Origin of the sequence: Streptomyces sp. NRRL S-37, from assembly GCF_000721605.1 — a bacterium.
Taxonomy (GTDB): domain Bacteria; phylum Actinomycetota; class Actinomycetes; order Streptomycetales; family Streptomycetaceae; genus Streptomyces.
In genome coordinates this window covers 24,425-49,518 of the sequence record NZ_JOIZ01000039.1, presented here as the reverse complement: position 1 = coordinate 49,518, position 25,094 = coordinate 24,425, and the positions used below count along the sequence as shown (strand labels likewise).

The following is a 25,094-nucleotide window of genomic DNA, read 5'->3' as shown; positions in this document are numbered from 1 at the left end:
GCCCCACCCTCGCCCGGGTCCTGACCCACCTGACCACCCCCCTCCCACAGCCCGTCCCACCCACGGACCCCGGCCCCCTCACGACGTCCACCCCGCCCACGGCACCCGGCTCACCCGCCGAGCCCGACCCGGCCCCGGCCTCCGTCCTGCCCGCCGGGCCGGTCATGGGCCTCGGCCCGTCCATGACTCCCGACCCCGACGACGAGGACCTGGCCGGTGCCACCCCCCGCAGTGCCGCTCTCGCCGTCCGGCTGAGTGCCGAGCTGGCCAGGGAGGAGGCGGCGGGAGCCTCCGCCGCCGGCGCGGACGCCGTCGCCCTCCGGGACGGCCAGGCGCTCCCCCTCTTCCCGCTCCAGCCCCCGCGCACCGCGCGTGAGCTGCTCGCCGACCACATCGCGGCGATGGTCTGCTGCGCCGCGATGGACACCGCGGGTGCCACCCCCGGCCTCGACTGGCTCGACGGCCCCACGCTTCTCCTCGGCGGGACACGGACCACCGACCTCTCCTCCCGGGTCCTGGTCCTCATCGAGGAGGGCGACCCCTCCGCCCTCCGGCTGTGGCTGACCCGGCAGGGCATACGCCCCGAGAAGCCCGTACGGCTCGTCTGAGCCGACGCCGCCCGCCTCCTCCGGACCTCCGGAGCCCACCCTTCCGTTTTCGGTCAATTCAAGACGAACGGTGACGGAAGACGTGCGCAATGTGATGTGCTTGGACCGTTCGCGCTCCCTGGCAAGAGCGCGCGACATACGACAACCACATAACACCGGGGAGGGGAGCGATCATGGGTTCGGAGCAGATCCGCCGCTGGGAATCGGGAGCACTGGCGCACGCCGTGAACGACCCCTTCGGCCAGGGCCCCCTCCCGTGGCTGCGCGGCAGCGAGACGTACTTCGGCGACAGCGGCCAGGTCGTCCCCTGGTACGTGGAACCGGAGCCGTACACGGACGCCGAGCGGGCCGCCGCCCGCCTCCCGAAACAGGGCGGCCCGAGGATCCCCGCCCCCCGTGCCTCCTCCGACTCCGTCGGGCTCCGCGCCGCCGACGACGTGCACCGCCAGATCAAGGGCTTCGCCTCCACCGGCGCGGTCGCCCCCGGCGACTCCATCGACTTCCACATCACCGTCGACCCGCCCCAGCCGTTCGACGTCGACGTCTACCGCATCGGCCACTACGGCGGCCACGGCGCCACCAAGATCACCTCCAGTCCCCGCCTCTCCGGCATCGTGCAGCCGGCGCCGCTCACCGCCGACCGCACCGTCTCCTGCCACCACTGGTGGCTCTCCTGGCGGTTACCAATCCCGTCGTACTGGAGTGTCGGCGCGTACGTCGCCGTTCTCACCACCGCCGACGGCCACCGCTCGCACATCCCGTTCACCGTCCGCGACAACCGCCACGCCGACCTCCTCCTGGTGCTGCCCGACGTCACCTGGCAGGCGTACAACCTCTACCCGGAGGACGGCCGCACCGGCGCGAGCCTCTACCACGCCTGGGACGAGCAGGGCCGGCTGCTCGGCGAGGCCGACGCCGCCACCACCGTCTCCTTCGACCGCCCGTACGCGGGCGCCGGCCTCCCGCTGCACGTCGGCCACGCCTACGACGTCATCCGCTGGGCCGAGCGCTACGGCTACGACCTCGCCTACGCCGACGCCCGCGACCTGCACGCCGGCCGGATCGACCCCGCCCGCTACCGGGGCCTGATCTTCCCCGGCCACGACGAGTACTGGTCGGTCCCCATGCGCACCGCCGTGGAGCACGCCCGTGAGCACGGCACGTCCCTCGTCTTCCTCTCCGCCAACACCATGTACTGGCAGGTGGAGCTCGCCCCCTCCCCGTCCGGCCCCGCCCGCCTGCTGACCTGCCGCAAACGCCAGGGCCCGGGGAAACCCACGCTGTGGCGGGAGCAGGACCGCGCCGAACAGCAGCTGCTGGGCATCCAGTACGCCGGCCCCGTCCCGGAGCCGCACCCGCTGATCGTCCGCAACGCCGGCCACTGGATGTGGGAGTCGACCGGCGCGCAGGAGGGCGACGGCATCGAGGGCATGGTCGCCGCCGAGGCCGACCGCTACTACCCGCGCACCCCGCTGCCCGATCACGAGGAGCGCGTCCTGCTCGCCCACTCCCCGTACACCGACCGCCAGGGCGTCCGCCGCCACCAGGAGACGTCCCTCTACCGGGCCCCCTCCGGCGCCTGGGTCTTCGCCTCCGGCACCTTCGCCTGGTCACCGGCCCTGGACCGCCCCGGCCACACCGACGCCCGCGTCCAGCGCGCCACCGCCAACCTCCTGGACCGCATCTGCAAACGCGACTGACCCGCGGCCGCGATCGTCCGCCCCATACGGGAGAATCGAGTCACTTGGAAAGAACCACAAGGAGAAACCGTGTCCGGATTCGTCGAAAAGCCCGAGCCGATCCAGGTTCCGGGTCTGGTGCATCTGCACACCGGCAAGGTGCGCGAGCTGTACCGGAGCGAGGCGGGCGACCTCGTGATGGTCGCCAGTGACCGCATCTCCGCCTACGACTGGGTGCTGCCGACCGAGATCCCCGACAAGGGCCGGGTCCTCACCCAGCTCTCCCTGTGGTGGTTCGACCAGCTCGCCGACCTGCTCCCCCACCACGTCCTGAGCACCGAGCTCCCGGACGGCGCCCCCGCCGACTGGGCCGGCCGCACCCTGGTCTGCAAGTCCCTGAACATGGTCCCGGTCGAGTGCGTGGCCCGCGGCTACCTCACCGGCTCGGGCCTGGCCGAGTACGACGCGTCCCGCACGGTCTGCGGCCTCGCCCTCCCCGAGGGCCTGGTGGACGGCTCCGAGCTGCCCGCCCCGATCTTCACCCCGGCCACCAAGGCCGCCGTCGGCGAGCACGACGAGAACGTCTCCTACGAGGAGGTCGCCCGCCAGGTCGGCGCGGAGACCGCCGCCCAGCTCCGCCAGGCGACCCTCGCCGCCTACTCCCGCGCCCGGGACATCGCCCGCGACCGGGGCATCATCCTCGCGGACACCAAGTTCGAGTTCGGCTTCGACGGCGAGACCCTGGTCATCGCAGACGAGGTGCTCACCCCGGACTCCTCCCGCTTCTGGCCGGCCGAGCAGTGGGAACCGGGCCGCCCCCAGCCGTCGTATGACAAGCAGTTCGTGCGGGACTGGCTGACCTCCGCCGAGTCGGGCTGGGACCGGAAGAGCGAGCAGCCCCCGCCGCCGCTGCCGGAGCGCGTCGTGGACGCGACCCGCGCCAAGTACGTGGAGGCGTACGAGCGCCTGACCGGCACCACCTGGAGCTGAGCGCACGACGAAGGCCCCGGTCGATTCGACCGGGGCCTTCATAGGGAGCGAACGACGAGGTTCGAACTCGCGACCTCAACCTTGGCAAGGTTGCGCTCTACCAACTGAGCTACGTTCGCATGCGCCGTGGCGCGACACCCACTATACCCAACCCCGCTCCCGTGCGAGACGGACCGCCGCATGACGATTCTCCGCGCCGAGCTTCGAGACGGCCGAGGAGAGGTAGTTCCGCACGGTCCCCTGGGACAGCGCGGCCCGCTCCGCGATCTCCGCCACGGGTGCCCCGTCCGCCGCGAGTTCCAGCACCTCGGCCTCGCGCGCGGTCAGCGGGGAGTCGCCGGCGGCGATCGCGTCGGCGGCCAACTCCGGGTCGACGTAACGGTTTCCCGCGTGCACCGTGCGGATGAGCTCCGCGAGCCGCTGGGCGCTGACGGTCTTGGGGACGAAACCCCGCACACCCGCCGCGAGCGCCCGCTTCAGATGACCGGGCCGCCCGTGACCGGTCACGATCAGCACCCGGCAGCCGGGCAGCTCCGCCCGCAGGGATGTGGCGACCTTCACACCGTCCGCGCCGGGCATCTGCAGATCCAGTACGGCGACGTCGGGGGCGTGCGCCCGCGCCATCGCCAGCGCCTCGGGACCGGAGGCCGCCTCGGCGACCACGAGGAGGTCGTCCTCCAGGGAGAGCAGGGCGGCCAGCGCGCCCCGGATCAGGTGCTCGTCGTCGGCGAGCAGCACCCGGACGACGTCCGTCACGACGCCACCTCCAGCGCGGCCCCGGCACCGCTCAGGGGCACCTCCGCGACCAGCCGGAACGCGCCCTTGCCGACGCCTCCGGCGGTCAGCGTGCCGCCCACCGCCGACAGCCGCTCCCGCAGCCCCGCCAGACCCGAACCGCCCACGCCGTCCGGGCCGGCCGGCCCGGACGGAGCCGTGACCCCGTCGTTCTGCACCGTCAACACCACACGCCCCTCAGGCATCCGCACCGACACGGTGCACTTCTTCGCGTCCCCGTGCCGCAGCACGTTGGTGGTCGCCTCCCGCACGACCCAGCCGAGCGCCGACTGCACCTCACCGGGCAGCCCGCCCGTCTCACCGCTCACCTCGCAGTCGATCCCGGCCGCCCTCAGCACTCCCCGCGCACCGCTGAGTTCGGCCTCCAGGTCGATCTCCCGGTAGCCGCGCACCACGTCGCGCACCTCCCGCTGGGACTCCTGGGCGATGCGCTGCACCTCGATCATCTGCTCCACCGCCTCGGGCCGCCCGCGCCGCGCGAGCTGGACGGCCAGCTCGCTCTTGAGCGCGATCACGGCGAGGTTCCTCCCCATCACGTCGTGCAGGTCCCGCCCGAACCGCAGCCGCTCCTCGGCGACCGCGAGCCGGGCCCGGGTCTCGCGCGCCTCGTCGAGCGCGTAGACGGCGTTGAGCAGCCAGACGGAGAAGACCGCGGTGAAGGCGAGGAAGCCGGCGCCGGCCAGTGCGATCGCGGCCGTTCCCAGCGCGGTGAGAGCGGGCGCGCCCAGCAGCAGGAGCACGAGGAACGCTCCGGTCACGAACCCGCCGACGACGGCGAGGACGCGCCGCCGGTCGCGCACCCCGAGCGTGACGATGCCCGCGCCGAAGCAGAGCACGCCCCCGAAGACCGAGCCCGCGACGGTGTCGACGTCGTCACCCGGCGGCCCGTGCTGCGCGACGGCGAGCGCGGCGGCCGCGAGCGCCGCGGTCAGGGCGCCGTGCGTCCACAGCAGCCGCAGGGGCTGGGGACGCCGTCCGCGGGTCCAGTCCAGGGACCGGGAGACGACCACCAGGCCCAGCGCGGCGTGCGCGATGACCGGCAGCGACAGGGCGAGGGCGAGCCGTCCCCCCGCCTGCCCGAGGGCCGGCAGGCCGATCGCGGCCATCTCGGAGAGGCAGACGAAGTGGAACGACCACCGCGTGTACGTCTCGACCTTCGCCGGTGTGCTCTTGCGCCCCCACCAGCCACCCGGCCTGCCCATGTCCCGCCCTCTCCCCGCTCTCACGTACGTCAGCGTCGCGGCTCCCAGCGGAACCACCGCCGTACAGCAAACACCGCCAGCAGGGTCCAGGCCACCGCCGTCGCGAGGGCGCCCAGGGCCTCGTAGGCCGACAGGTCGCCGGTCCAGCCGCCGCGCACCAGGGTGACGACCGGGGTCAGCGGCAGCAGCTCGCAGACCGAGGCCACCTGGTCGGGGAGCAGTTCCAGCGGGACGAACATGCCGGAGCCGATCATCGAGACCATCAGCAGCGGCATCGGTGTGACCTGCGCGCTCTCGGCGGTCCGGGTGAGGCCCGCGGTGCCGGCCGCGAGCGCGGCACACATCACGAGCCCCAACAGCAGGCCGACGACGGCCAGATGCGGCGCGGACGGCGCGGACATGTCCAGCAGCACCGCACAGGCCGCGGTCAGCACCAGGCACTGCACCAGCCCGGTGAGGAGGGACGGCAGCGCGGACCCGCCGAGGATCTCGGCGTCCCGCAGCTCGCCCGTGCGCAGCCGCTTGAGGACGAGTTCCTCACGCCGGACGACGAGGACACCGACGAGGGCGGAGTAGACGGCGAACAGCAGGGAGAAGCCGACGGCGGCGGGCAGCACCACGGCGCCGGGGGTCAGTCCCGCCTCGGCGAGGTCCATCTCCTCGGCCGCCGACCGCACGCTCAGCGGCAGTACCAGCGGCACGAACAGCGCGGTGACGAGCGTGCCCTTGCTCCGCCCCAGCAGGGTCAGTTCGGCGCGGGCGAGGGAGACCATCCGGCTCACCGGTGTGGTCGTGGTCCTGGCCGTGGTCGTGGTCATGCCGCGTACTCCTTCGGCGTCGTCGTCCCCGCCGACGCGTCCTTGGCGATCCCGAGGAACGCCTCCTCCAGCGATGCCGACCGCACGTCCAGCCGGCGCAGTTCCACCCCGGCGCCCTGCGCCCACATCAGCAGTCCGGTGGCCGCCCGCTGCAGTTCACGGGTGCGCAGCCGGACGGTCCGGCCGTCGACCGTGTGGTCGCTCACGCCCAGTGCGGCGAGGGGCGGCAGGTCGCCCACGAAGTAGCCCTCGGGCAGTTCGAAGGTGATCCGGGACGGCTCGCTCGCGGTCACCTCGGCCGGGGTGCCGGTGGCGGCGATCCGGCCCTCGTGCATGATCGCGAGCCGGTCGGCGAGGTTCTCGGCCTCCTCCAGGTAGTGCGTGGTGAGCAGCACGGTCGTACCGCCGTCGCGCAGCGCGCCCACCAGCTCCCAGGTGTCCCGGCGGCCCTCGGCGTCGAGCCCGGTGGTGGGTTCGTCGAGGAAGAGCACCTCGGGCTCGCCGAGCAGCGCGAGCGCCAGGTCCAGGCGGCGCCGCTGGCCCCCGGAGAGCTGCTTCACCCGGACGCCGCTCTTCGGCTCCAGCCCGACCAGCGCCAGCACCTCCCGCTCGGGGCGGGCCCCGCTGACGCACCCCGCCCACATCCGGGCGGTCTCGGCGACGGTCAACTCGGAGGGGAACCCGCCTTCCTGGAGCATCACGCCGGTGCGGGGCCGTACGGCGGCGCGTTCGGTGTACGGGTCGTGGCCGAGCACCCGGACCCGCCCGCCGGCCGGGGCGGCGAGCCCCTCCAGCAGTTCGACGGTGGAGGTCTTGCCGGCGCCGTTGGTGCCGAGCAGGGCGAAGACCTCTCCGCGCCGTACCGAGAAGTCGATCCCGCGGACCGCTTCGAACCCGCCCCCGTAGACACGTCGCAGGCCGGTGACCTCAATCACGTGTTCGTGTTCGTTCGCTTCCATGCCTCGAGCATCCCGGCGGCCAAGGCGGTCCGGCAGTGCGGACTGTCATCACCGGACATGACAAATGTCAGACGGGCCGTGAGCGCGCACACGACAAAGGCCCCGGTCGATGACCGGGGCCTTTGATCTGGAGCGGACGACGAGGCTCGAACTCGCGACCTCAACCTTGGCAAGGTTGCGCTCTACCAACTGAGCTACGTCCGCATTGCCTCCGACCGGCTCTCACCGATCGGCGCGAGCACCAGCCTACCCGATCGACAAGCGTGATCGGTACGGCGATGCAGAGCGGGTGACAGGAATTGCACACTGCGCCTTCCCCCTGGAAGGGGGATGTTCTGCTACTGAACTACACCCGCATGTACTCCGTGAGCCGGGCCTTTCGGCCTTGCCCCTCGGCGTGCTCCAGACTCTAGCTGATCAGCAGGGGTGCTGCGCAAGTCGGTTGCCGCGGGGGACGGGTGACCGGCCGTCGAGGCGGGTCACCCGGCCGGCTCACCGAGCCGCTCACCGCGCCGCGGCGAACGCCTCGTAGACCTTCTTGGGGATCCGCCCGCGCGCGGGGACGTCCATCCGGTTCGCCTGGGCCCAGGCGCGCACGGCGGCCGGGTCCGGGGCGACCTCCGTCTGCCGGTACGCCTTGCCGGAGCGCGACCGCTTGCGGCCGGCGTCCACGTAGGGCTCGAGGGCCGCACGCAGTTTCCTGGCATTGGTTTCATTGAGGTCGATCTCGTACGACGTGCCGTCCAGTCCGAAGGCGATCGTTTCCGCCGCTTCCGAGCCGTCGATGTCGTCAAAGAGAGTGACCACGACCTTCTGCGCCACGAATATCGGTCCCTTCGTGCGGCATCTCTCGTCCGGACGCCCGTGATGACGTGCCGGTACATCGTCGAGATGTCGGCTGTTCGCCTGTAATCGGGCAAAGTATCTGCTAATGACAATTCATTTGTACAGTGCCCGGCATTGCAATGTGAAGCCCGACTAAATCTGTCCGCGTGTCCGGTGCGCAATAGAGATGTGCGGGTGAACGGAGATCTTTCCCGGAACTTTTCCCGGATGTCTGCCCGTGATGCCGAATCGTGACGGCGCTCACGTAGATTCCTCCAACTCTACTCGCGTAGAAATTTTGTGCGGGTAGTCTGAAGGGACCTGCTCAGCACCACACACCGGGAGTGCCAGTGGCACGCGTCGTAGTCGACGTCATGCTCAAGCCGGAGATCCTCGACCCCCAGGGCCAGGCGGTGCAGCGCGCACTGCCGCGACTGGGTTTCGAAGGGATCTCGGACGTCCGTCAGGGAAAGCGATTCGAACTGGAAGTTGACGGGCCGGTCGACGAGGCCGCGCTCGCCCGTATCCACGATCTTGCGGAATCCTTCCTCGCCAACACCGTGATCGAGGACTTCACCGTACGGGTCGAGGAAGTCGCGGAGGCCGCGAAGTGACCGCTCGTATCGGCGTCGTCACTTTCCCGGGCAGCCTGGACGACCGGGACACCCAGCGCGCGATCCGCGTCGCCGGTGCCGAACCCGTCGCCCTCTGGCACAAGGACAAGGACCTCAAGCAGGTCGACGCCGTGGTGCTCTGCGGCGGTTTCTCCTACGGCGACTATCTGCGCGCCGGCGCCATCGCGCGCTTCTCGCCGGTGATGGACACCGTCATCGACCAGGCCAAGGCGGGTCTGCCGGTGCTGGGCATCTGCAACGGCTTCCAGATCCTCACGGAGGCCCACCTGCTGCCCGGCGGCATGCTGGGCAACGACCACCTGCACTTCATCTGCCGCGACCAGAAGCTGCGGGTGGAGAACACGGACACCTCCTGGACCACCGACTACACGGCCGGTCAGGAGATCCACATCCCGCTGAAGAACATGGACGGCCGCTACGTGGCCGACCGGCGGACGCTGGACGAGCTGGAGGCCGAGGGCCGCGTCGCCTTCCGCTACCTCGACGTCAACCCCAACGGCTCGCTCAACGACATCGCCGGCATCACCAACGCGGCGGGCAACGTCGTCGGCCTGATGCCGCACCCCGAGCACGCCGTCGAGCCGCTGATCGGCACCGGCCGCACCGACGGCCTCCCGTTCTTCACCTCGATCCTCAAGAAGCTGGTCAACGCATGAGCCGGACGCCTCTGGACACGGTCGAGCACGCGGCCGCGACCCCCGACGTCGAGCTGCCCTGGGCCGAGCTGGGCCTGAAGAAGGACGAGTACGAGCGGGTGGTGGAGATCCTCGGCCGCCGCCCGACCGGCGCCGAACTCGCCATGTACTCCGTCATGTGGTCCGAGCACTGCTCGTACAAGTCCTCCAAGGTCCACCTCCGCCAGTTCGGCGAGAAGGCCCCCCAGAACGACGCCCTGCTCGTCGGCATCGGCGAGAACGCCGGCGTCGTCGACGTCGGCCAGGGCTACGCGGTCACCTTCAAGGTCGAGTCGCACAACCACCCCTCCTACGTCGAGCCCTACCAGGGCGCGGCCACGGGCGTGGGCGGCATCGTCCGCGACATCATCGCCATGGGCGCCCGCCCGGTCGCGGTCGTGGACCCGCTGCGCTTCGGCGCCGCGGACCACCCCGACACCAAGCGCGTCCTGCCCGGCGTCGTCGCCGGCATCGGCGGCTACGGCAACTGCCTGGGCCTGCCCAACATCGGCGGCGAGGTCGTCTTCGACGCCTGCTACCAGGGCAACCCGCTGGTCAACGCCGGTGCCATCGGCGTCATGCGGCACGAGGACATCCACCTCGCGAAGGCCTCCGGCGCCGGCAACAAGGTCATCCTGTACGGGGCCCGCACCGGCGGCGACGGCATCGGCGGCGCCTCCATCCTGGCCTCCGAGACCTTCGACGACGCCAAGCCCTCCAAGCGCCCCGCCGTGCAGGTCGGCGACCCCTTCCAGGAGAAGCTCCTCATCGAGTGCACCCTGGAGGCGTTCCAGGAGAAGCTCGTCGTCGGCATCCAGGACCTCGGCGCGGCCGGCCTGTCCTGCGCCACGTCCGAGCTGGCCTCCAACGGCTCCGGCGGCATGCGCGTCACCCTCGACGACGTACCGCTGCGCGACTCGACGCTCTCCCCCGAGGAGATCCTCATGAGCGAGTCGCAGGAAAGGATGTGCGCGGTCGTCGAGCCCGACAAGGTCGACCGCTTCCTCGAGATCTGCGACAAGTGGGACGTCATCGCCACCGTCATCGGCGAGGTGACCGACGGTGACCGGCTGGAGATCTTCTGGCACGGCGGCAAGATCGTCGACGTCGACCCGCGCACGGTCGCCCACGAGGGCCCGACGTACGAGCGCCCGTACGCCCGCCCGTCCTGGCAGGACGAGCTCCAGGCGGACGACGCGAACAAGCTGCCCCGCCCGGAGACGGGCGAGGAGCTGAAGGACCAGGTCCTGAAGCTGGTCGGCTCGCCCAACCAGGCCTCCAAGCAGTGGATCACCCAGCAGTACGACCACTTCGTGCAGGGCAACACCGTCCTGGCCCAGCCCGAGGACTCCGGCATGATCCGCATCGACGAGGCGTCCGGCCTCGGCGTCGCGATCGCCACCGACGGCAACGGCCGCTACGCCAAGCTCGACCCGTACACGGGCGCCCAGCTCGCCCTCGCGGAGGCGTACCGCAACGTCGCCACGACCGGCGCCAGGCCCCTCGCGGTCTCCGACTGCCTGAACTTCGGCTCGCCCGAGGACCCGGCCGTCATGTGGCAGTTCGCGGAGGCCGTGCGCGGTCTGGCGGACGGCTGCCAGCAGCTCGGCACCCCGGTGACCGGCGGCAACGTCTCGCTGTACAACCAGACGGGCGAGGCCGCCATCCACCCGACCCCGGTGGTCGCCGTCCTCGGCGTCATCGACGACGTGGCCCGCCGCACCCCGGTCGCCTTCCAGGAGGACGGCCAGCTGCTGTACCTGCTGGGCGACACGCGTGAGGAGTTCGGCGGCTCGGCCTGGTCCCAGGTGATCCACGACCACCTCGGCGGCCTGCCCCCGAAGGTCGACCTGGAGCGGGAGCGGCTGCTCGCCGAGATCCTGATCTCCGCCTCCCGCGACGGCATGATCGACTCCGCGCACGACCTGTCCGACGGCGGTCTGATCCAGGCGGTCGTCGAGTCGGCGCTGCTGGGCGGGAAGGGCGCGCGTCTGGTCGTCCCGGACGGGCTCGACGCCTTCACCTTCCTGTTCTCCGAGTCGGCCGGCCGTGCGATCGTCGCCGTGCCGCGCTCGGAGGAGGTCCGCTTCAACGACATGTGCGGCGCACGCGGCCTCCCGGCCACCCGCGTCGGCGTCGTCGACGGCGACACGGTGGAGGTCCAGGGCGAGTTCGCGCTCCCCCTGGCCGAGCTGCGCGAGATCCACGAGGGCACGATCCCGGCCCTGCTGGCCTGATCCTCCCGCCCCTTCCGTCCGCAGCCCCCGCCCGGTCCGCCGGGCGGGGGCTGCGGCGTGGTGCGGTCATCGCCGGACCGCCTCCGTGCGAGACGGACGGGGACGGAGCGCGTCGGCGACCCGGACGGCCCCGCCCCGGACACCGCGACGGCGAGGTGTCCGACGTACCCCGTCCGGCGTCGGCCGCGCCCGCATAGGCTTCCGCCATGCCACCGGCCAAGAAGCGTGCTCGTTCCTACGACCCCGTCAAGACCCGCGCCGCCGTCCTGGCGCAGTTCGGGAACGTACGGGCGGCCGTGCGCACCCTCACCCCCGAGCAGCTCGCGCTGCCCACCCGGCTCGGCGACTGGACCGTACGGGAGCTGGCCGCGCACGTGACCATGGCGGTGGAGACGGTCAGCCGCAACCTCGACCGCGAGGCACCGCCGAAGGCCGAGCTGGCCCTCCTCGACTGGCCCTCCGCCACCGCCGCCCGGGCGGGTGACATCGCCGACGCCACCCGCGCGCTGGCCGGCGCGAATCCCGACCTCGACGCCCTCTACGCCCGCACCGAGCAGCGCTTCACCGAGCGCCTCGCCGACGCGCCGGACACCCGTCTCCTCGCCACCCGGACCGGCGCCATCACCCTCGCCGACTACCTGGTCACCCGCACCGTCGAGCTCGTCGTCCACACCGACGACCTGAATGCCGCCGTGCCCGGTCTCGGCATCCCGTACGACCGTCAGGCCCTCGCCGCCTGCACCCGGCTGCTGGCCGACGCGCTCGCCGCGAAGGCCCCCGGCGGCTCCACGGAGGTGCGGATCCCGCCGTACGCGGTCGTGCAGTGCGTGGAGGGGCCGAGGCACACCCGGGGCACCCCGCCGAACGTCGTCGAGACCGACCCGCTGACCTGGGCGAGGCTGGCCTCCGGCCGGACGGCCTGGCAGGACGCGGTGGCCGGCGCGAAGGTGAGCGCGAGCGGGGAACGGGCGGACCTCGCGCCGTATCTGCCCCTGCTGGGATGAGCCCGGCGCGCAAGGGGAACCACGCGCCCCCCGCCCCCGTCGAATCGGCATGTACAGGCAGAAGCACCAGCAGCGCATGACCCTGACGGCCCTCGCCGTGCTCGTCGTCCCGCTCGCGGCGGCCTGTGGCAGCGAGCAGGCGGGCGCCGGCAGCGGCACCGCACAGGCACAGAAGCCGGTCACCGGCATCCGCTGGACCATCGACGACGTCACCGTCGACGGCACCACCCACCGCGCCCCCGACGGCGCGCACCTCACCCTCGACGAGGACGGCGGGGCCGAGGGCGGCTACGGATGCAACCTGTTCAAGGGCCGGGTCACCTTCGAGGGCGACCGCATCCGGCTCGGCGACCGGGACACCACCCTGCGGGCCTGCGACGCGCAGGTCATGGACCTCGAAAGCACCCTCGCCGCCACCCTCGGCGACGGCGCCCTGAAGACCGACGTGCACGACGGCCGCCTCACCCTCACCACCGGGTCCGGCGACACCGTCCGCCTGAGCCGCACCGAGGACACCCCGCTGTACGGCACCCGGTGGACCGTCACCACCCCCGCCCTCGACGGCCGCGCCCACCTCACCTTCGACAAGGAGGAGGGCACCGTCTCCGGCCGGCTCGGCTGCAACCACGTGAACGCCGACGCCACCGTGCGCGACGGCCATATCACCCTCGGCGTGCCGTCCCTGACCCGAATGATGTGCGAAGACTCACTCATGGACGGCGAGAAGGCGCTGACGAAGCTGTTCAACGGCACCGCGAAGTACGCGATCGAAGGCCGAACCCTCACGCTGACCAGCGAAAACGGCACCCGTGTGCGGGCCGTCGCGGAACGCTGATCCACCGCCGGTCCCGTATCCCGCATTCGGACCAGCGGCCCGCCTCGCCTACACTCGGAGGCGTGCCACGTGGTGACGGACGACTCAACCACGACCTGCTCCCCGGTGAGAAGGGCCCCCAGGACGCTTGCGGCGTCTTCGGTGTCTGGGCCCCGGGTGAAGAGGTCGCCAAGCTCACGTACTTCGGGCTCTACGCCCTCCAGCATCGGGGCCAGGAATCCGCGGGAATCGCGGTCAGCAACGGCTCCCAGATCCTCGTCTTCAAGGACATGGGCCTGGTCTCCCAGGTCTTCGACGAGACCTCGCTCGGTTCGCTCCAGGGTCATATCGCGGTCGGACACGCCCGCTACTCGACCACCGGCGCCTCCGTGTGGGAGAACGCCCAGCCGACGTTCCGCGCCACCGCGCACGGATCCATCGCGCTCGGCCACAACGGCAACCTGGTCAACACGGCGCAGCTCGCCGAGATGGTCGCCGAGCTCCCCAAGGAGAACGGCCGCGCCCCCAAGGTGGCGGCCACCAACGACACCGACCTGATCACCGCCCTGCTGGCCGGCCAGCGCGCCGCCGACGGCGAGCCGGTGACCGTGGAGCAGGCCGCGCACGCGGTCCTGCCCAAGGTCAGGGGCGCCTTCAGCCTCGTCTTCATGGACGAGAACACCTTGTACGCGGCCCGTGACCCGCAGGGCATCCGCCCGCTGGTCCTCGGCCGCCTGGAGCGCGGCTGGGTCGTCGCCTCCGAGTCCGCCGCCCTCGACATCTGCGGCGCGAGCTATGTGCGTGAGATCGAGCCGGGCGAGTTCGTCGCCATCGACGAGAACGGGCTGCGCACCTCGCGATTCGCGGAAGCGAAGCCCAAGGGCTGTGTCTTCGAGTACGTGTACCTGGCCCGCCCGGACACCGACATCGCCGGCCGGAACGTGTACCTCTCGCGTGTCGAGATGGGCCGCAGGCTGGCCAAGGAGGCCCCGGCCGAGGCCGACCTGGTCATAGCCACCCCGGAGTCCGGGACTCCGGCCGCGATCGGCTACGCGGAGGCGTCCGGCATCCCCTTCGGCGCCGGCCTGGTCAAGAACGCGTACGTCGGACGTACGTTCATCCAGCCCTCGCAGACCATCCGGCAGCTCGGCATCCGCCTGAAGCTGAACCCGCTCAAGGAAGTCATCAAGGGCAAGCGCCTGGTCGTCGTCGACGACTCGATCGTGCGCGGCAACACCCAGCGGGCCCTGGTCCGGATGCTCCGCGAGGCGGGCGCGGCCGAGGTCCACATCCGGATCTCCTCGCCACCCGTGAAGTGGCCCTGCTTCTTCGGCATCGACTTCGCCACCCGCGCGGAGCTCATCGCCAACGGCATGACGATCGACGAGATCGGCACCTCGCTGGGCGCCGACTCGCTGGCGTACATCTCCATCGACGGCATGATCGAGGCGACCACCATCGCCAAGCCGAACCTGTGCCGCGCCTGCTTCGACGGCGAGTACCCGATGGACCTGCCCGACCCCGAGCTCCTCGGCAAGCAGCTCCTGGAGACGGAGCTGGCCGCCGGCACCGCCGCCCCGGCCTCGGTCGACGCGATCCGCCGCCCGTAAGCCCTGACGGACGACACGAAAGCTCTCACAGTCATGTCCCAGAACACTGGTGCCAGCTACGCAGCGGCGGGCGTCGACATCGAGGCGGGCGACCGCGCCGTCGAGCTCATGAAGGAGTGGGTGAAGAAGACGCGCCGCCCCGAGGTCCTCGGTGGCCTCGGCGGATTCGCCGGCCTCTTCGACGCCTCCGCCCTGAAGAACTACGAGCGGCCCCTGCTCGCCTCCGCCACGGACGGCGTCGGCACCAAGGTCGACATCGCGCGGCAGCTGGGCGTCTACGACACCATCGGCCACGACCTGGTCGCCATGGTCATGGACGACATCGTGGTGTGCGGCGCCGAGCCGCTGTTCATGACCGACTACATCTGTGTCGGCAAGGTCCACCCCGAGCGCGTCGCCGCCGTCGTGAAGGGCATCGCGGAAGGCTGTGTGCTGGCCGGATGCGCCCTGGTCGGCGGTGAGACGGCCGAACACCCCGGCCTGCTGGGTCCGGACGACTTCGACGTCGCCGGGGCCGGTACGGGCGTCGTGGAGGCCGACCGGCTGCTCGGCGCGGACCGCATCCGTACGGGTGACGCGGTGATCGCCATGGCGTCCTCCGGGCTTCACTCCAACGGCTACTCCCTCGTCCGCCACGTGCTGCTGGAGCGGGCCGGGCTCGCCCTGGACGGCCGGATCGACGAACTGGGCCGCACCCTCGGCGAGGAGCTCCTGGAGCCCACCAAGATCTACTCGCTGGACTGCCTGGCGCTGATCCGCACCACCGAGGTGCACGCCTTCAGCCACGTCACCGGCGGCGGACTCGCGGCCAACCTGGCCCGCGTCATCCCCGACGGACTGCACGCGACCGTGGACCGCTCCACCTGGACCCCCGCACCGGTGTTCGACCTGGTCGGCCGGACCGGTTCGGTCGAGCGGCTGGAGCTGGAGAAGACGCTGAACATGGGCGTCGGCATGATCGCGATCGTGCCGCAGGAGTCCGTCGACGTGGCGCTGGCGACGCTGGCCGACCGCGGGGTGGACGCCTGGGTGGCCGGTGAGATCACCGACCGCGGCGAGCACACCACGGGCGCGGCCCTCGTCGGTGACTACGCGAAGTGAGCGACGGTGTGCCGCCCGCGCGCTGAGCGTGCGGGCGGCACATCAGGTGTCCGGTGCTGCCGGGGCAGCACTGAACCCGGTCGGTGACCGGGGTCACCGACCGGGTTCAACGCAAGGTCAAGCGCCGCGACGTTGTTGCGAGGACGGGCCGTCCTCGTCCTCGTCGTCGTCCTCATAGAGGTCGGCGTACCGTGCGTACAGGTCGTCGTCTTGCTCATCGTCCTCGAAATGGCCACCGTTCGGTGGCTGGTTCGACGGCGATGCGCCCAGCTCCTCGGCCAGGCGGGAGAGATCAGTCCCACCGCTGTTGTACTTCAGCTGGCGGGCGACCTTCGTCTGCTTGGCCTTGGCCCGGCCGCGCCCCATGGCTCGACCCCCTCAACGACGGGGCTCGACGGCCCCAGAGTCTTGACACGCGTTCATGGTCCAGAACGGACTCTCAGCGGAGAGTCCGGTCCGTAGGGCTTCCACGGTACCTGAGCCCGCGCCCATACGGTACGTCGCCCGCATGACGTGCCCGTGCCCAGGACCTTCGAGGTACCCCGTCCTCGCAGGTCAATCGCGATTTTAACCACTTATCGACGGTCGACCCGCCGGGAGAAGTGAGAGTTCTCTCCAAGTGCCCTCCGGCGGGTACCGCTCACATGTACGAATAACGTCCCGGGCCGAGTCGCCCACGTACGCGTCAGCGCACCGGGCGCGCCTCCGCCATCCGCTGCTCGGCGATCCGGTCGGCCGCGGCGGCCGGCGGAATCCCGTCCTCCTTCGCACGTGCGAATATGGCGAGCGTGGTGTCGAAGATCCTCGACGCCTTCGCCTTGCACCGGTCGAAGTCGAAGCCGTGCAGTTCGTCGGCGACCTGGATGACACCGCCGGCGTTCACCACGTAGTCCGGCGCGTAGAGGATCCCGCGGTCGGCGAGGTCCTTCTCCACGCCCGGGTGGGCGAGCTGGTTGTTGGCGGCGCCGCAGACGACCTTGGCGGTGAGCACCGGCACGCTGTCGTCGTTGAGCGCCCCGCCCAGGGCGCACGGGGCGTAGATGTCCAGGCCCTCGGTGCGGATCAGCGCCTCGGTGTCGGCGACGGCCGTCACACCCTGGGGGTGCAGGTCGAGGACGCGCCGCACGGCGTCCTCGCGCACGTCGGTGATCACGACCTCGGCGCCCTCGGCGCGCAGGTGCTCCACCAGGTGGTGGCCGACCTTGCCGACGCCCGCGACACCGATCTTGCGGTCGCGCAGCGAGGGGTCGCCCCACAGGTGCTGGGCGGCGGCCCGCATGCCCTGGTAGACGCCGTAGGAGGTGAGCACGGAGGAGTCGCCCGCGCCGCCGTTCTCGGGGGAGCGGCCGGTGGTCCAGCGGCACTCGCGGGCCACGACGTCCATGTCGGCGACGTACGTGCCGACGTCGCAGGCGGTGACGTACCGGCCGCCGAGCGAGGCGACGAACCGGCCGTAGGCCAGCAGCAGCTCCTCGCTCTTGATCTGCTCCGGATCGCCGATGATCACGGCCTTGCCGCCGCCGTGGTCGAGCCCGGCCATGGCGTTCTTGTACGACATCCCCCGCGCGAGGTTCAGCGCGTCGGCGACGGCCTCCTCCTCGGAGGCGTACGGGTAGAAGCGCGTACCGCCGAGGGCGGGGCCCAGCGCGGTGGAGTGGATGGCGATGACGGCCTTGAGACCGGTGGCGCGGTCCTGACAGAGCACGACTTGCTCGTGGCCCCCCTGGTCCGAACGGAACAGGGTGTGCAGGACGCCGTCAGATACGTCGGTCACTGTGGTGACTCCTGAGTAAGTAGCGGCGGGTGGGGTCGGCCCCCGTAGAGGTGGCGGAGACCGTGGCACGAGATTAGATCCTTACGCGCCGGTCGGCGGCACTGTGTCCCGGATCACCTCCGTCCGGAGTACCGCCGTACGGCGGTTCGCCGGGGTTTCCCGCCTGTCCGGGCGGGGTCCGGCAGGTTTTCGCGACGCCCTCCGGGGGAGGGAGCAGGCGTGCCCAAGGTGACCTCGGTGATCGTCCCCTACGCGACCTACTTGCGCGTGTACGAACCGCTGGCCGCCTTCCCGGAACCGGAACGCGGCCACTGGGCCCGTTACGCCCGCCGCCCCGACCTCCCCTCCTGCCAGGACGAGCTCCGCCGGTCCCTGGCCGACCTGGCGCCCACCCCGCCGGTGGCGGTGCCGGTGCACGAGAGCGACGACGCGTTCGTGCTGGAGACCGACGGCGTGGTCCGCGTCTGTCCCTGGCGCACCCGGCTGCGCGGCTGGCAGGCCCTGGGCGAGCTCGCCGAGGACTTCCCGCTGCCGGTGCTGGACGCGCTCCTGCCCCCGGTCGTACGGCACCAGGCGACCCGGGACTACGAGCGCTGGCTGGCCGGTCACCCCGACGCCCGGCCGTGGATCCGCACCGCGACCTGGCAGGTGCCGATCAACTGGTTCGTGCTGTTCGCGGACGACGAGCGGGAGTACGTCGAGGGGGACGGGGGAGAGGAGCCCGTCCTGCGCTACCGGACCCCGATGGTCCAGGCCCGCCGGCGGGTGGCGCGGGGGCTGCGGGCGCTCAGGGACGCCGTGGACGAGAGCCTGCTGATCGACGGCCTCGTGGACGTCGGGCGCTGGCTGGAGGAGTTCCATCCGCGCTCGCTGGTCGAGCTGGACTACGGCGGACTGGTGCACGCCCTGCCGGCCGGCACGCTCGAGGGCGACCACTCGGCGGCGGACGTGGCCGAGGGGATCGCGGCACTGCGGCGCGGTGACGGGGAGGGCGCCGAGGAGGCCTACGGGCGCCTCGTGGAGCGCTGGCGGGCGGTCCGCGACCTGCGTTCGGCGAACTGACGTTTGACCAAACGCCGTTCTTGGGGTTTTGTCTTCGCTCTGAGGTGTCTGAGGTTCCGTCAGTGCGGGACCGACAACGGACGTAGAGGCCGATCCGGGCGTATGTCCCAAGCGCGTCAAGCGTGACGGACCGCACTTACGCGGCCCTTGCGCCCCTTGCCCACCCTCATGCCAAAATAGGACAAGGAGTCCGGGGAGGACTCTTCCGTCCTGTTGTGCTCAACTATGGGCGGATTCTCGGTAATGCACGCTTTAGGGGGTCCGGTGACTCCTGATCGCTGCTGTGACTGATCGTCACAGTGACGTGACTGTCCGCTATGGCATGGTCCATCGGCTTCCGCGGCTGATGAACACCTGGGAGGGCAATTCCATCGGTTTGGCCGACGTGGCTGGACAGATGGTGTAGTTGTAGTGCCGAGGACAAGCCGTTCGTCCTATAACCGACTCGACTCGCGTCCGCCATTTCGGGCAACGCGGGTCAAGGTGCAGAATTTAGAGGAAAGAACCGAGAAGGTTCGGTTCTCCCGAGGAGGCCGCTCATGACCGCTCGCACCCCTGATGCCGAGCCGCTGCTGACCCCGGCTGAGGTCGCCACCATGTTCCGCGTCGACCCGAAGACGGTCACGCGCTGGGCGAAGGCAGGCAAGCTCACGTCGATCCGCACGCTCGGCGGGCACCGCCGCTACCGCGAAGCCGAGGTCCGCGCACTGCTCGCGGGCATTCCGCAGCAGCGCAGCGAGGCCTGAACAACCGCATGAACCGGGCAGCACCGGCTGGTCCCCCACCGGCCGAGACGCCCGGGAACCCTGGCTCCAAGCGACGCGGGGACTGCCCCAACAGGCCCCTCGCCCCAGCAGATCAGAGCTTTCCAGGCAACTGAACAAGGGTGCGTCGTCGATCGCGCTGGACCCCGCCGGGTCCGGCGCGATCTTTTTTGTGCGCTCGCGAGGGGGCGGGGGTGGCCCCGACGGGCTCTCAGGGGCGTTCTGTGCGCGGGCTTGTCGGACTCTGGGGGCGGGCGGGGGATCACCTGTGTGCCGGCCGGCGCGGACCTCTCCGGGCAGTGCAATTGCACATATTAAATTGACTTGTTGTAGGAGAGGTGTAAGTACCGCACTTCCCAAAACTCATACGGTGACACCCGTCACATACCAGTCGGCTTGTTGAGCCTGTGGCATATGCGCTAGAGGGAACGGGCGTGAGAGCCGGGTTGTTCCCCGGCCGACCGGGAGGCGTCCGGGGCGTCCATCGCCAGCCGCAGGAGGCGGTGGCAGACCGGGCAGTGCCGGGTGAGGTGCCGGTACGACGACGCGGCCGCCAGATGCGCACGGAGCAACGCCCGTGTCTCGTGCCTGGCCGATGCCGTCATACGTCACCTCCGAGGGGCACCACGGAGTCGTGCCCTGCTTCCGGAGTACCGAGGGACGGCGGACCCGTCAAGACGGCATGGGGGCGCACAGCGCCCCGCACGCGCGGGACTTCAGCCCCGGGTTCCTGTCATGGGGGGGCGCGCGGCTCAGCGCGGGGTGGCGGGCTCATGCGGAGCGCCCGTCTCGCGCGTGGGGCGGGCCTCGCATACGGGACGGCCCTGACGGGATCCGCCGTACCTGATCGCGGCTCCGGTGGGAGGCGCTCATGCGGAAGGCCCGCTTCCCTTGAGGGATGCGGGCCTTCCGGTTGTTGCGGTCCTGACGGGATTTGAACCCGCGGCCTCCACCTTGACAGGGTGGCGAGCACTCCAAACTGCTCCACAGGACCAGGTTTCGCAGTGTTCACGCGACGGATTCTCCTGAGGGATTCCGCCGCGTTGCGCTGCGAGAAGGACTGTACAGGAGGTGGAGCCTCCTGGTCGAACTCACCCTGTGTGCGGGTGCCGTCACGGCACCGCCGCGTCGATCGCCTTCACGATCCGCTTGTCCGACACCGGGTACGCCGTGCCGAGCGCGTGGGCGAAATAGCTGACCCGCAGCTCCTCGATCATCCAGCGGATGTCCCGCACCTGCTGCGGCACCGGCCGGCCCTGCGGCAACTGCTCCAGCAGCCACGCGTACTCGTCCCGCATCTCGTGGACCTTCGCCATGCGCGTGGTGTCCCGCTGCACGTTCGACGGCATCTGCTGCAGCCGCCGGTCCGCGGCCACCAGGTAGCGCATCAGGTCCGGCAGCCGCCGCAGCCCCGCCTCCGTCACGAAACCGGGCCGGACGAGCGCGTCCAGCTGCCCCCGTACGTCCTGGAGGTTCGGGAGCAGCGCGGGGCTCCGTACGGCCTTCAGGCGGCGCTCACAGGCCTGCCACGCCGCCAGTACCTGCTGGACCTGGCCCACCGCGCGGACGGTCGTGTCGACGATCTCCGCGCGGACCTTGTCGTACAGCTTCCGGTAGGACTCCTCGTCCCACACCGGCCCGCCGAAGTCGGCGATCAGCCGGTCCGCCGCCGCCGTCGCGCAGTCGTCGAACAGCGCCTGCACCGAACCGTGCGGATTCGCGGACAGCGCCAGCTTCTGCGCGTTCGTCAGCTTCTCGGACGCGAACTTCGCGGGGTTCACCGGAATCCCCAGCAGGATCAGCCGGCGCGTGCCCTTCCACATCGCCTCCGCCTGCTCGGCCTCCGTGTCGAACAGCCGCACCGACACCGTGTCGCCGTCGTCGACCAGCGCCGGGTACGCCTTCACCGGCTGACCGGCCCGGCGCGTCTCGAACACCCGGGTCAGCGAGCCGATCGTCCAGTCCGTCAGCCCCTTGCGCTCCAGGGACTCGCCGCCCTGGCGCTGCGCCGTGGCGGCGGCCGCCTGGGACAGCGCCTTGCGGGCCTTCGGCCGCAGCTGGAGCTTGAGGGCTTCCAGATCCTTGTCCTCGGCGACCTTGCGGCGCCGCTCGTCGACGATCCGGAACGTCACCTTCAAATGGTCGGGGACCCGGGACCAGTCGAAGTCCTCCGCCTCGAAGGGCACGCCGACCATCCGCTTCAGCTCACGGGCCATCGTCACGGTCAGCGGCTCCTGCAGGGGCACCGCCCGTTCCAGGAACGCCTTCGCGTAGTTCGGCGCCGGCACGTAGTTCCGCCGGATCGGCTTGGGAAGCGAACGGATCAGCTCCGTGACGACCTCCTCGCGCAGACCGGGGATCTGCCAGTCGAACCCCTCGTCCGTCACCTGGTTCAGCACCTGGAGCGGAACGTGGACCGTCACACCGTCCGCGTCCGCACCCGGCTCGAACTGGTACGTCACCCGGAACTTCAGCGGACCCTGCCGCCACGAGTCCGGGTAGTCGGCCTTGGTGACCGCCTCCGCCGACTCACGGATCAGCATCTCCCGCTCGAAGTCGAGGAAGTCCGGCTGCTCGCGCCGCTTGTGCTTCCACCACGAGTCGAAGTGCGCCCCCGACACCACGTGTTCGGGGATCCGCTGGTCGTAGAAGTCGAACAGCGTCTCGTCGTCGACCATGATGTCCCGGCGCCGCGCCCGGTGTTCCAGCTCCTCGACCTCGGTCAGCAGCTTCCGGTTGTCGGCGTAGAACTTGTGGTGCGTGCGCCAGTCGCCCTCGACCAGCGCGTTGCGGATGAACAGCTCCCGGGAGACCTCCGGGTCGATGCGGCCGTAGTTCACCTTGCGCTGCGCCACGATCGGCACGCCGTACAGCGTGACCTTCTCGTACGCCATCACGGCCGCCTGGTCCTTCTCCCAGTGCGGCTCGCTGTACGTGCGCTTGAGCAGGTGCTCCGCGAGCGGCTCCACCCACTCCGGCTCGATCTTCGCGTTGACCCGCGCCCACAGCCGCGACGTCTCCACCAGCTCGGCCGACATCACGAACCGCGGCGGCTTCCTGAAGAGCGCCGAGCCCGGGAAGATCGCGAACTTGGCGTTCCGCGCGCCCAGGTACTCGTTGCGCCCGCCGTCCTTGCGGCCGGCGCCCGGACCGGAGTCCTTGGACTCCTTCACGTCCTTCATGCCGATGTGCGACAGCAGACCGGCCAGCAGGGAGACGTGGACGCGGTCGCCGGGGGCGTCCTCCTCGTTGAGGTGGATGCCCATCTGCTTGGCGACCGTGCGCAGCTGCGTGTAGATGTCCTGCCACTCGCGGATCCGCAGGAAGTTCAGGTACTCCTGCTTGCACATCCGGCGGAACGACGACGAGCCGCGCTCCTTCTGCTGCTCGCGGACGTACCGCCACAGGTTGAGGTAGGCGAGGAAGTCGCTGGACTCGTCCCGGAACCGGGCGTGCTGCTGGTCGGCCTGAGTCTGCTTGTCGGCCGGCCGCTCCCGCGGGTCCTGGATGGACAGGGCGGCGGCGATGACCATCACCTCGCGGACACAGCCGTTCTTGTCCGCCTCCAGCACCATGCGGGCCAGCCGCGGGTCCACCGGAAGCTGCGCCAGCTTCCGCCCGGTCTGCGTCAGCCGCTTGCGCGGGTCCTTCTGCGCCGCGTCGAGCGCGCCCAGCTCCTGGAGCAGCTGCACGCCGTCGCGGATGTTGCGGTGGTCCGGCGGGTCGATGAAGGGGAACTTCTCGATCTCGCCCAGGCCGGCCGCCGTCATCTGCAGGATGACCGAGGCGAGGTTGGTGCGCAGGATCTCCGCGTCCGTGAACTCCGGACGGGCCAGGAAGTCGTCCTCGCTGTACAGCCGGATGCAGATGCCGTCCGACGTACGGCCGCAGCGGCCCTTGCGCTGGTTGGCGCTGGCCTGCGAGACCGGCTCGATCGGCAGCCGCTGCACCTTGGTGCGGTGGCTGTAGCGGGAGATGCGCGCGAAGCCCGGGTCGATGACGTATTTGATGCCCGGCACGGTCAGGGACGTCTCGGCCACGTTCGTCGCCAGCACGATCCGGCGGCCGCCGTGCTGCTGGAACACCCGGTGCTGCTCGGCGTGGGACAGCCGCGCGTACAGCGGCAGCACCTCGGTCGACCGGTACCGCTTCTTCGTCAGCGCGTCCGCCGTGTCCCGGATCTCCCGCTCGCCGGAGAGGAACACCAGGATGTCGCCGGGCCCCTCGGCCATCAGCTCCTCGACGGCGTCCGTGATCGCGGTGATCTGATCGCGGTCGGCGTCCTCGGAGTCCTCCTCCAGCAGTGGCCGGTACCGCACCTCCACCGGATACGTGCGCCCGCTGACCTCGATGATCGGCGCGTCCCCGAAGTGCCGGGAGAAACGCTCCGGGTCGATGGTCGCCGACGTGATGACGACCTTGAGGTCCGGCCGCTTCGGCAGCAGCTGCGCGAGGTAGCCGAGCAGGAAGTCGATGTTGAGCGACCGCTCGTGCGCCTCGTCGATGATGATCGTGTCGTAGGCGCGCAGCTCGCGGTCGGTCTGGATCTCCGCGAGCAGGATGCCGTCCGTCATCAGCTTGATGAAGGTGGCGTCCGGGTTCACCTGGTCGGTGAAGCGGACCTTCCAGCCGACGGCCTCGCCCAGCGGCGTGTCCAGCTCCTCCGCCACCCGCTCCGCGACCGTACGCGCGGCGATGCGGCGGGGCTGGGTGTGCCCGATCATGCCCCGGACGCCCCGGCCCAGCTCCACGCAGATCTTCGGGATCTGCGTGGTCTTGCCGGACCCGGTCTCACCCGCGACGATCACCACCTGGTGATCACGGATCGCCTCGGCGATCGCGTCCTTCTTCTGGCTGACGGGGAGCTGCTCGGGATACGTGACCGCGGGCACCCGGGCGCGCCGTGCGTCCATCCGTTCCTCGGACCCGGCGACCTCCGCCTCGATCTCGGCGAGCACGGCGGCGCGGGCCTCCGGCTTACGGATCTTGCGTGCGCCTTCGAGCCTGCGCCCGAGCCGGTGCGCGTCGCGCAGCGACAGCTCGGTGAGGCGGGAGGCGAGGGAGCCGAGAGCGGGGGCAGAGTGCGTAGACATACGGACTCCAGGGTCTCATCCCGCGAAAATTCGCGGCCAATGATTTTGCCGGGGCACACAACAAGGCCCCGATCGATGATCGGGGCCTTTGCTGTGGCTGGGGCCGGGGTCGAACCGGCGACCTATCGCTTTTCAGGCGATCGCTCGTACCAACTGAGCTACCCAGCCGAGGTGTTTCACGTGAAACACCAGCGGTCCTGACGGGATTTGAACCCGCGGCCTCCACCTTGACAGGGTGGCGAGCACTCCAAACTGCTCCACAGGACCAAGCGTGTCGTACGACAGTGTCGCACAGGGTGGTGCGTGCCCCCAACGGGATTCGAACCCGTGCTACCGCCTTGAAAGGGCGGCGTCCTAGGCCGCTAGACGATGAGGGCTATCGGCCCGCCTGGGCGCTTCGCAGCGCGTCGGGGACGTGAGAAGCATACGTGCTGTCGGGAGCGATCGCCA

At 70.7% G+C, this 25,094-nt stretch carries 20 protein-coding genes, 7 tRNA genes and 1 pseudogene; 12 read left to right on the top strand and 16 right to left on the bottom strand.

Annotation, left to right across the window (positions count from 1 at the left end; translation table 11 throughout):
- The 3 genes and pseudogenes from IH50_RS0135525 to IH50_RS0135515 all read left to right on the top strand — a co-directional run.
- Positions 1–608: pseudogene (locus IH50_RS0135525) on the top strand (hypothetical protein); the annotation flags it as partial.
- 173 nt (positions 609–781) lie between these two features.
- Complete coding sequence (locus tag IH50_RS0135520; RefSeq protein WP_030872157.1) at positions 782–2,308, top strand: N,N-dimethylformamidase beta subunit family domain-containing protein; 1,527 nt, start codon at positions 782–784, stop codon at positions 2,306–2,308.
- Between the two features lie 69 nt (positions 2,309–2,377).
- On the top strand, positions 2,378–3,277 hold the full coding sequence (locus IH50_RS0135515; RefSeq protein WP_030872155.1) for a phosphoribosylaminoimidazolesuccinocarboxamide synthase: 900 nt from the start codon (positions 2,378–2,380) through the stop codon (positions 3,275–3,277).
- A gap of 46 nt (positions 3,278–3,323) precedes the next feature.
- Here IH50_RS0135515 and IH50_RS0135510 read toward each other — a convergent pair.
- The 8 genes from IH50_RS0135510 to IH50_RS0135475 all read right to left on the bottom strand — a co-directional run bounded on the left by IH50_RS0135510 (position 3,324) and on the right by IH50_RS0135475 (position 7,873).
- A tRNA-Gly gene (locus tag IH50_RS0135510) sits at positions 3,324–3,396 on the bottom strand.
- A gap of 22 nt (positions 3,397–3,418) precedes the next feature.
- A complete protein-coding gene (locus tag IH50_RS0135505; RefSeq protein ID WP_030872152.1) occupies positions 3,419–4,033 on the bottom strand; it encodes a response regulator transcription factor in 615 nt (204 codons plus the stop codon).
- On the bottom strand, positions 4,030–5,274 hold the full coding sequence (locus tag IH50_RS0135500) for a sensor histidine kinase (RefSeq protein ID WP_030872148.1): 1,245 nt from the start codon (positions 5,272–5,274) through the stop codon (positions 4,030–4,032). Before IH50_RS0135500 ends, IH50_RS0135505 begins: the two co-directional genes overlap by 4 nt.
- A 29-nt stretch (positions 5,275–5,303) precedes the next feature.
- Positions 5,304–6,092, bottom strand: a complete 789-nt coding sequence (locus IH50_RS0135495; RefSeq protein ID WP_030872145.1) for an ABC transporter permease — start codon at positions 6,090–6,092, stop codon at positions 5,304–5,306.
- Entirely contained in the window at positions 6,089–7,051 is a 963-nt protein-coding gene (locus IH50_RS0135490) for an ABC transporter ATP-binding protein (protein WP_030872143.1), read from the bottom strand. Before IH50_RS0135490 ends, IH50_RS0135495 begins: the two co-directional genes overlap by 4 nt.
- A gap of 128 nt (positions 7,052–7,179) precedes the next feature.
- Positions 7,180–7,255: transfer RNA gene (locus IH50_RS0135485), tRNA-Gly, on the bottom strand.
- 80 nt (positions 7,256–7,335) lie between these two features.
- Positions 7,336–7,407 (bottom strand) — tRNA-Gly (locus tag IH50_RS0135480).
- A gap of 148 nt (positions 7,408–7,555) precedes the next feature.
- On the bottom strand, positions 7,556–7,873 hold the full coding sequence (locus tag IH50_RS0135475) for a histone-like nucleoid-structuring protein Lsr2 (protein WP_030872140.1): 318 nt from the start codon (positions 7,871–7,873) through the stop codon (positions 7,556–7,558).
- Positions 7,874–8,226: 353 nt separating this feature from the next.
- On the opposite strand from IH50_RS0135475, the gene purS reads away from it, so the two are divergent.
- From purS to purM, 7 genes are all read left to right on the top strand, one after another.
- Positions 8,227–8,490, top strand: a complete 264-nt coding sequence (gene purS / locus IH50_RS0135470) for a phosphoribosylformylglycinamidine synthase subunit PurS (protein ID WP_006133353.1) — start codon at positions 8,227–8,229, stop codon at positions 8,488–8,490.
- Complete coding sequence (gene purQ / locus IH50_RS0135465) at positions 8,487–9,167, top strand: phosphoribosylformylglycinamidine synthase subunit PurQ (RefSeq protein WP_030872136.1); 681 nt, start codon at positions 8,487–8,489, stop codon at positions 9,165–9,167. Before purS ends, purQ begins: the two co-directional genes overlap by 4 nt.
- Complete coding sequence (purL, locus tag IH50_RS38235) at positions 9,164–11,422, top strand: phosphoribosylformylglycinamidine synthase subunit PurL (RefSeq protein ID WP_037873490.1); 2,259 nt, start codon at positions 9,164–9,166, stop codon at positions 11,420–11,422. The genes purQ and purL overlap by 4 nt, the downstream gene beginning before the upstream one ends.
- Before the next feature lie 206 nt (positions 11,423–11,628).
- On the top strand, positions 11,629–12,426 hold the full coding sequence (locus IH50_RS0135455) for a maleylpyruvate isomerase family mycothiol-dependent enzyme (protein ID WP_030872133.1): 798 nt from the start codon (positions 11,629–11,631) through the stop codon (positions 12,424–12,426).
- A gap of 49 nt (positions 12,427–12,475) precedes the next feature.
- On the top strand, positions 12,476–13,261 hold the full coding sequence (locus IH50_RS0135450) for an META domain-containing protein (RefSeq protein ID WP_030872131.1): 786 nt from the start codon (positions 12,476–12,478) through the stop codon (positions 13,259–13,261).
- A 62-nt stretch (positions 13,262–13,323) separates the two neighbouring features.
- Positions 13,324–14,850 (top strand): amidophosphoribosyltransferase, encoded by a 1,527-nt coding sequence (gene purF, locus IH50_RS0135445; protein ID WP_030872128.1) that lies wholly within the window; start codon positions 13,324–13,326, stop codon positions 14,848–14,850.
- 33 nt (positions 14,851–14,883) lie between these two features.
- Positions 14,884–15,951, top strand: coding sequence for a phosphoribosylformylglycinamidine cyclo-ligase (purM, locus tag IH50_RS0135440; protein ID WP_030872125.1), 1,068 nt, complete (start codon positions 14,884–14,886; stop codon positions 15,949–15,951).
- 117 nt (positions 15,952–16,068) lie between these two features.
- Here purM and IH50_RS0135435 read toward each other — a convergent pair whose 3' ends face one another.
- Together IH50_RS0135435 and IH50_RS0135430 are read right to left on the bottom strand one after the other, a co-directional pair.
- Positions 16,069–16,317 (bottom strand): DUF3073 domain-containing protein, encoded by a 249-nt coding sequence (locus tag IH50_RS0135435; protein ID WP_030872124.1) that lies wholly within the window; start codon positions 16,315–16,317, stop codon positions 16,069–16,071.
- Between the two features lie 319 nt (positions 16,318–16,636).
- Complete coding sequence (locus tag IH50_RS0135430) at positions 16,637–17,725, bottom strand: Leu/Phe/Val dehydrogenase (protein ID WP_030872122.1); 1,089 nt, start codon at positions 17,723–17,725, stop codon at positions 16,637–16,639.
- Between the two features lie 219 nt (positions 17,726–17,944).
- Here IH50_RS0135430 and IH50_RS0135425 point away from each other — a divergent pair, with 219 nt between their 5' ends.
- Together IH50_RS0135425 and bldC are read left to right on the top strand one after the other, a co-directional pair.
- Positions 17,945–18,787 (top strand): hypothetical protein, encoded by an 843-nt coding sequence (locus IH50_RS0135425; protein ID WP_030872120.1) that lies wholly within the window; start codon positions 17,945–17,947, stop codon positions 18,785–18,787.
- Between the two features lie 539 nt (positions 18,788–19,326).
- Positions 19,327–19,533: a developmental transcriptional regulator BldC gene (bldC, locus tag IH50_RS0135420; protein ID WP_003949541.1), complete on the top strand. Its 207-nt coding sequence runs from the start codon at positions 19,327–19,329 to the stop codon at positions 19,531–19,533.
- 437 nt (positions 19,534–19,970) lie between these two features.
- On the opposite strand, the gene IH50_RS38230 is transcribed toward bldC, so the two are convergent.
- From IH50_RS38230 to IH50_RS0135390, 6 genes are all read right to left on the bottom strand, one after another.
- On the bottom strand, positions 19,971–20,156 hold the full coding sequence (locus IH50_RS38230) for a DUF6274 family protein (RefSeq protein ID WP_037873489.1): 186 nt from the start codon (positions 20,154–20,156) through the stop codon (positions 19,971–19,973).
- Positions 20,157–20,470: 314 nt separating this feature from the next.
- Positions 20,471–20,545 (bottom strand) — tRNA-Asp (locus tag IH50_RS0135410).
- Between the two features lie 118 nt (positions 20,546–20,663).
- Positions 20,664–24,644 carry an ATP-dependent RNA helicase HrpA gene (gene hrpA / locus IH50_RS0135405; protein WP_030872117.1) on the bottom strand — a complete coding sequence of 1,327 codons (3,981 nt, stop codon included), beginning with the start codon at positions 24,642–24,644 and terminating at the stop codon, positions 20,664–20,666.
- Positions 24,645–24,738: 94 nt separating this feature from the next.
- Positions 24,739–24,812: transfer RNA gene (locus IH50_RS0135400), tRNA-Phe, on the bottom strand.
- 24 nt (positions 24,813–24,836) lie between these two features.
- Positions 24,837–24,911: transfer RNA gene (locus tag IH50_RS0135395), tRNA-Asp, on the bottom strand.
- A 37-nt stretch (positions 24,912–24,948) separates the two neighbouring features.
- Positions 24,949–25,021, bottom strand: a tRNA-Glu gene (locus tag IH50_RS0135390).
- Positions 25,022–25,094: the final 73 nt, after the last annotated feature.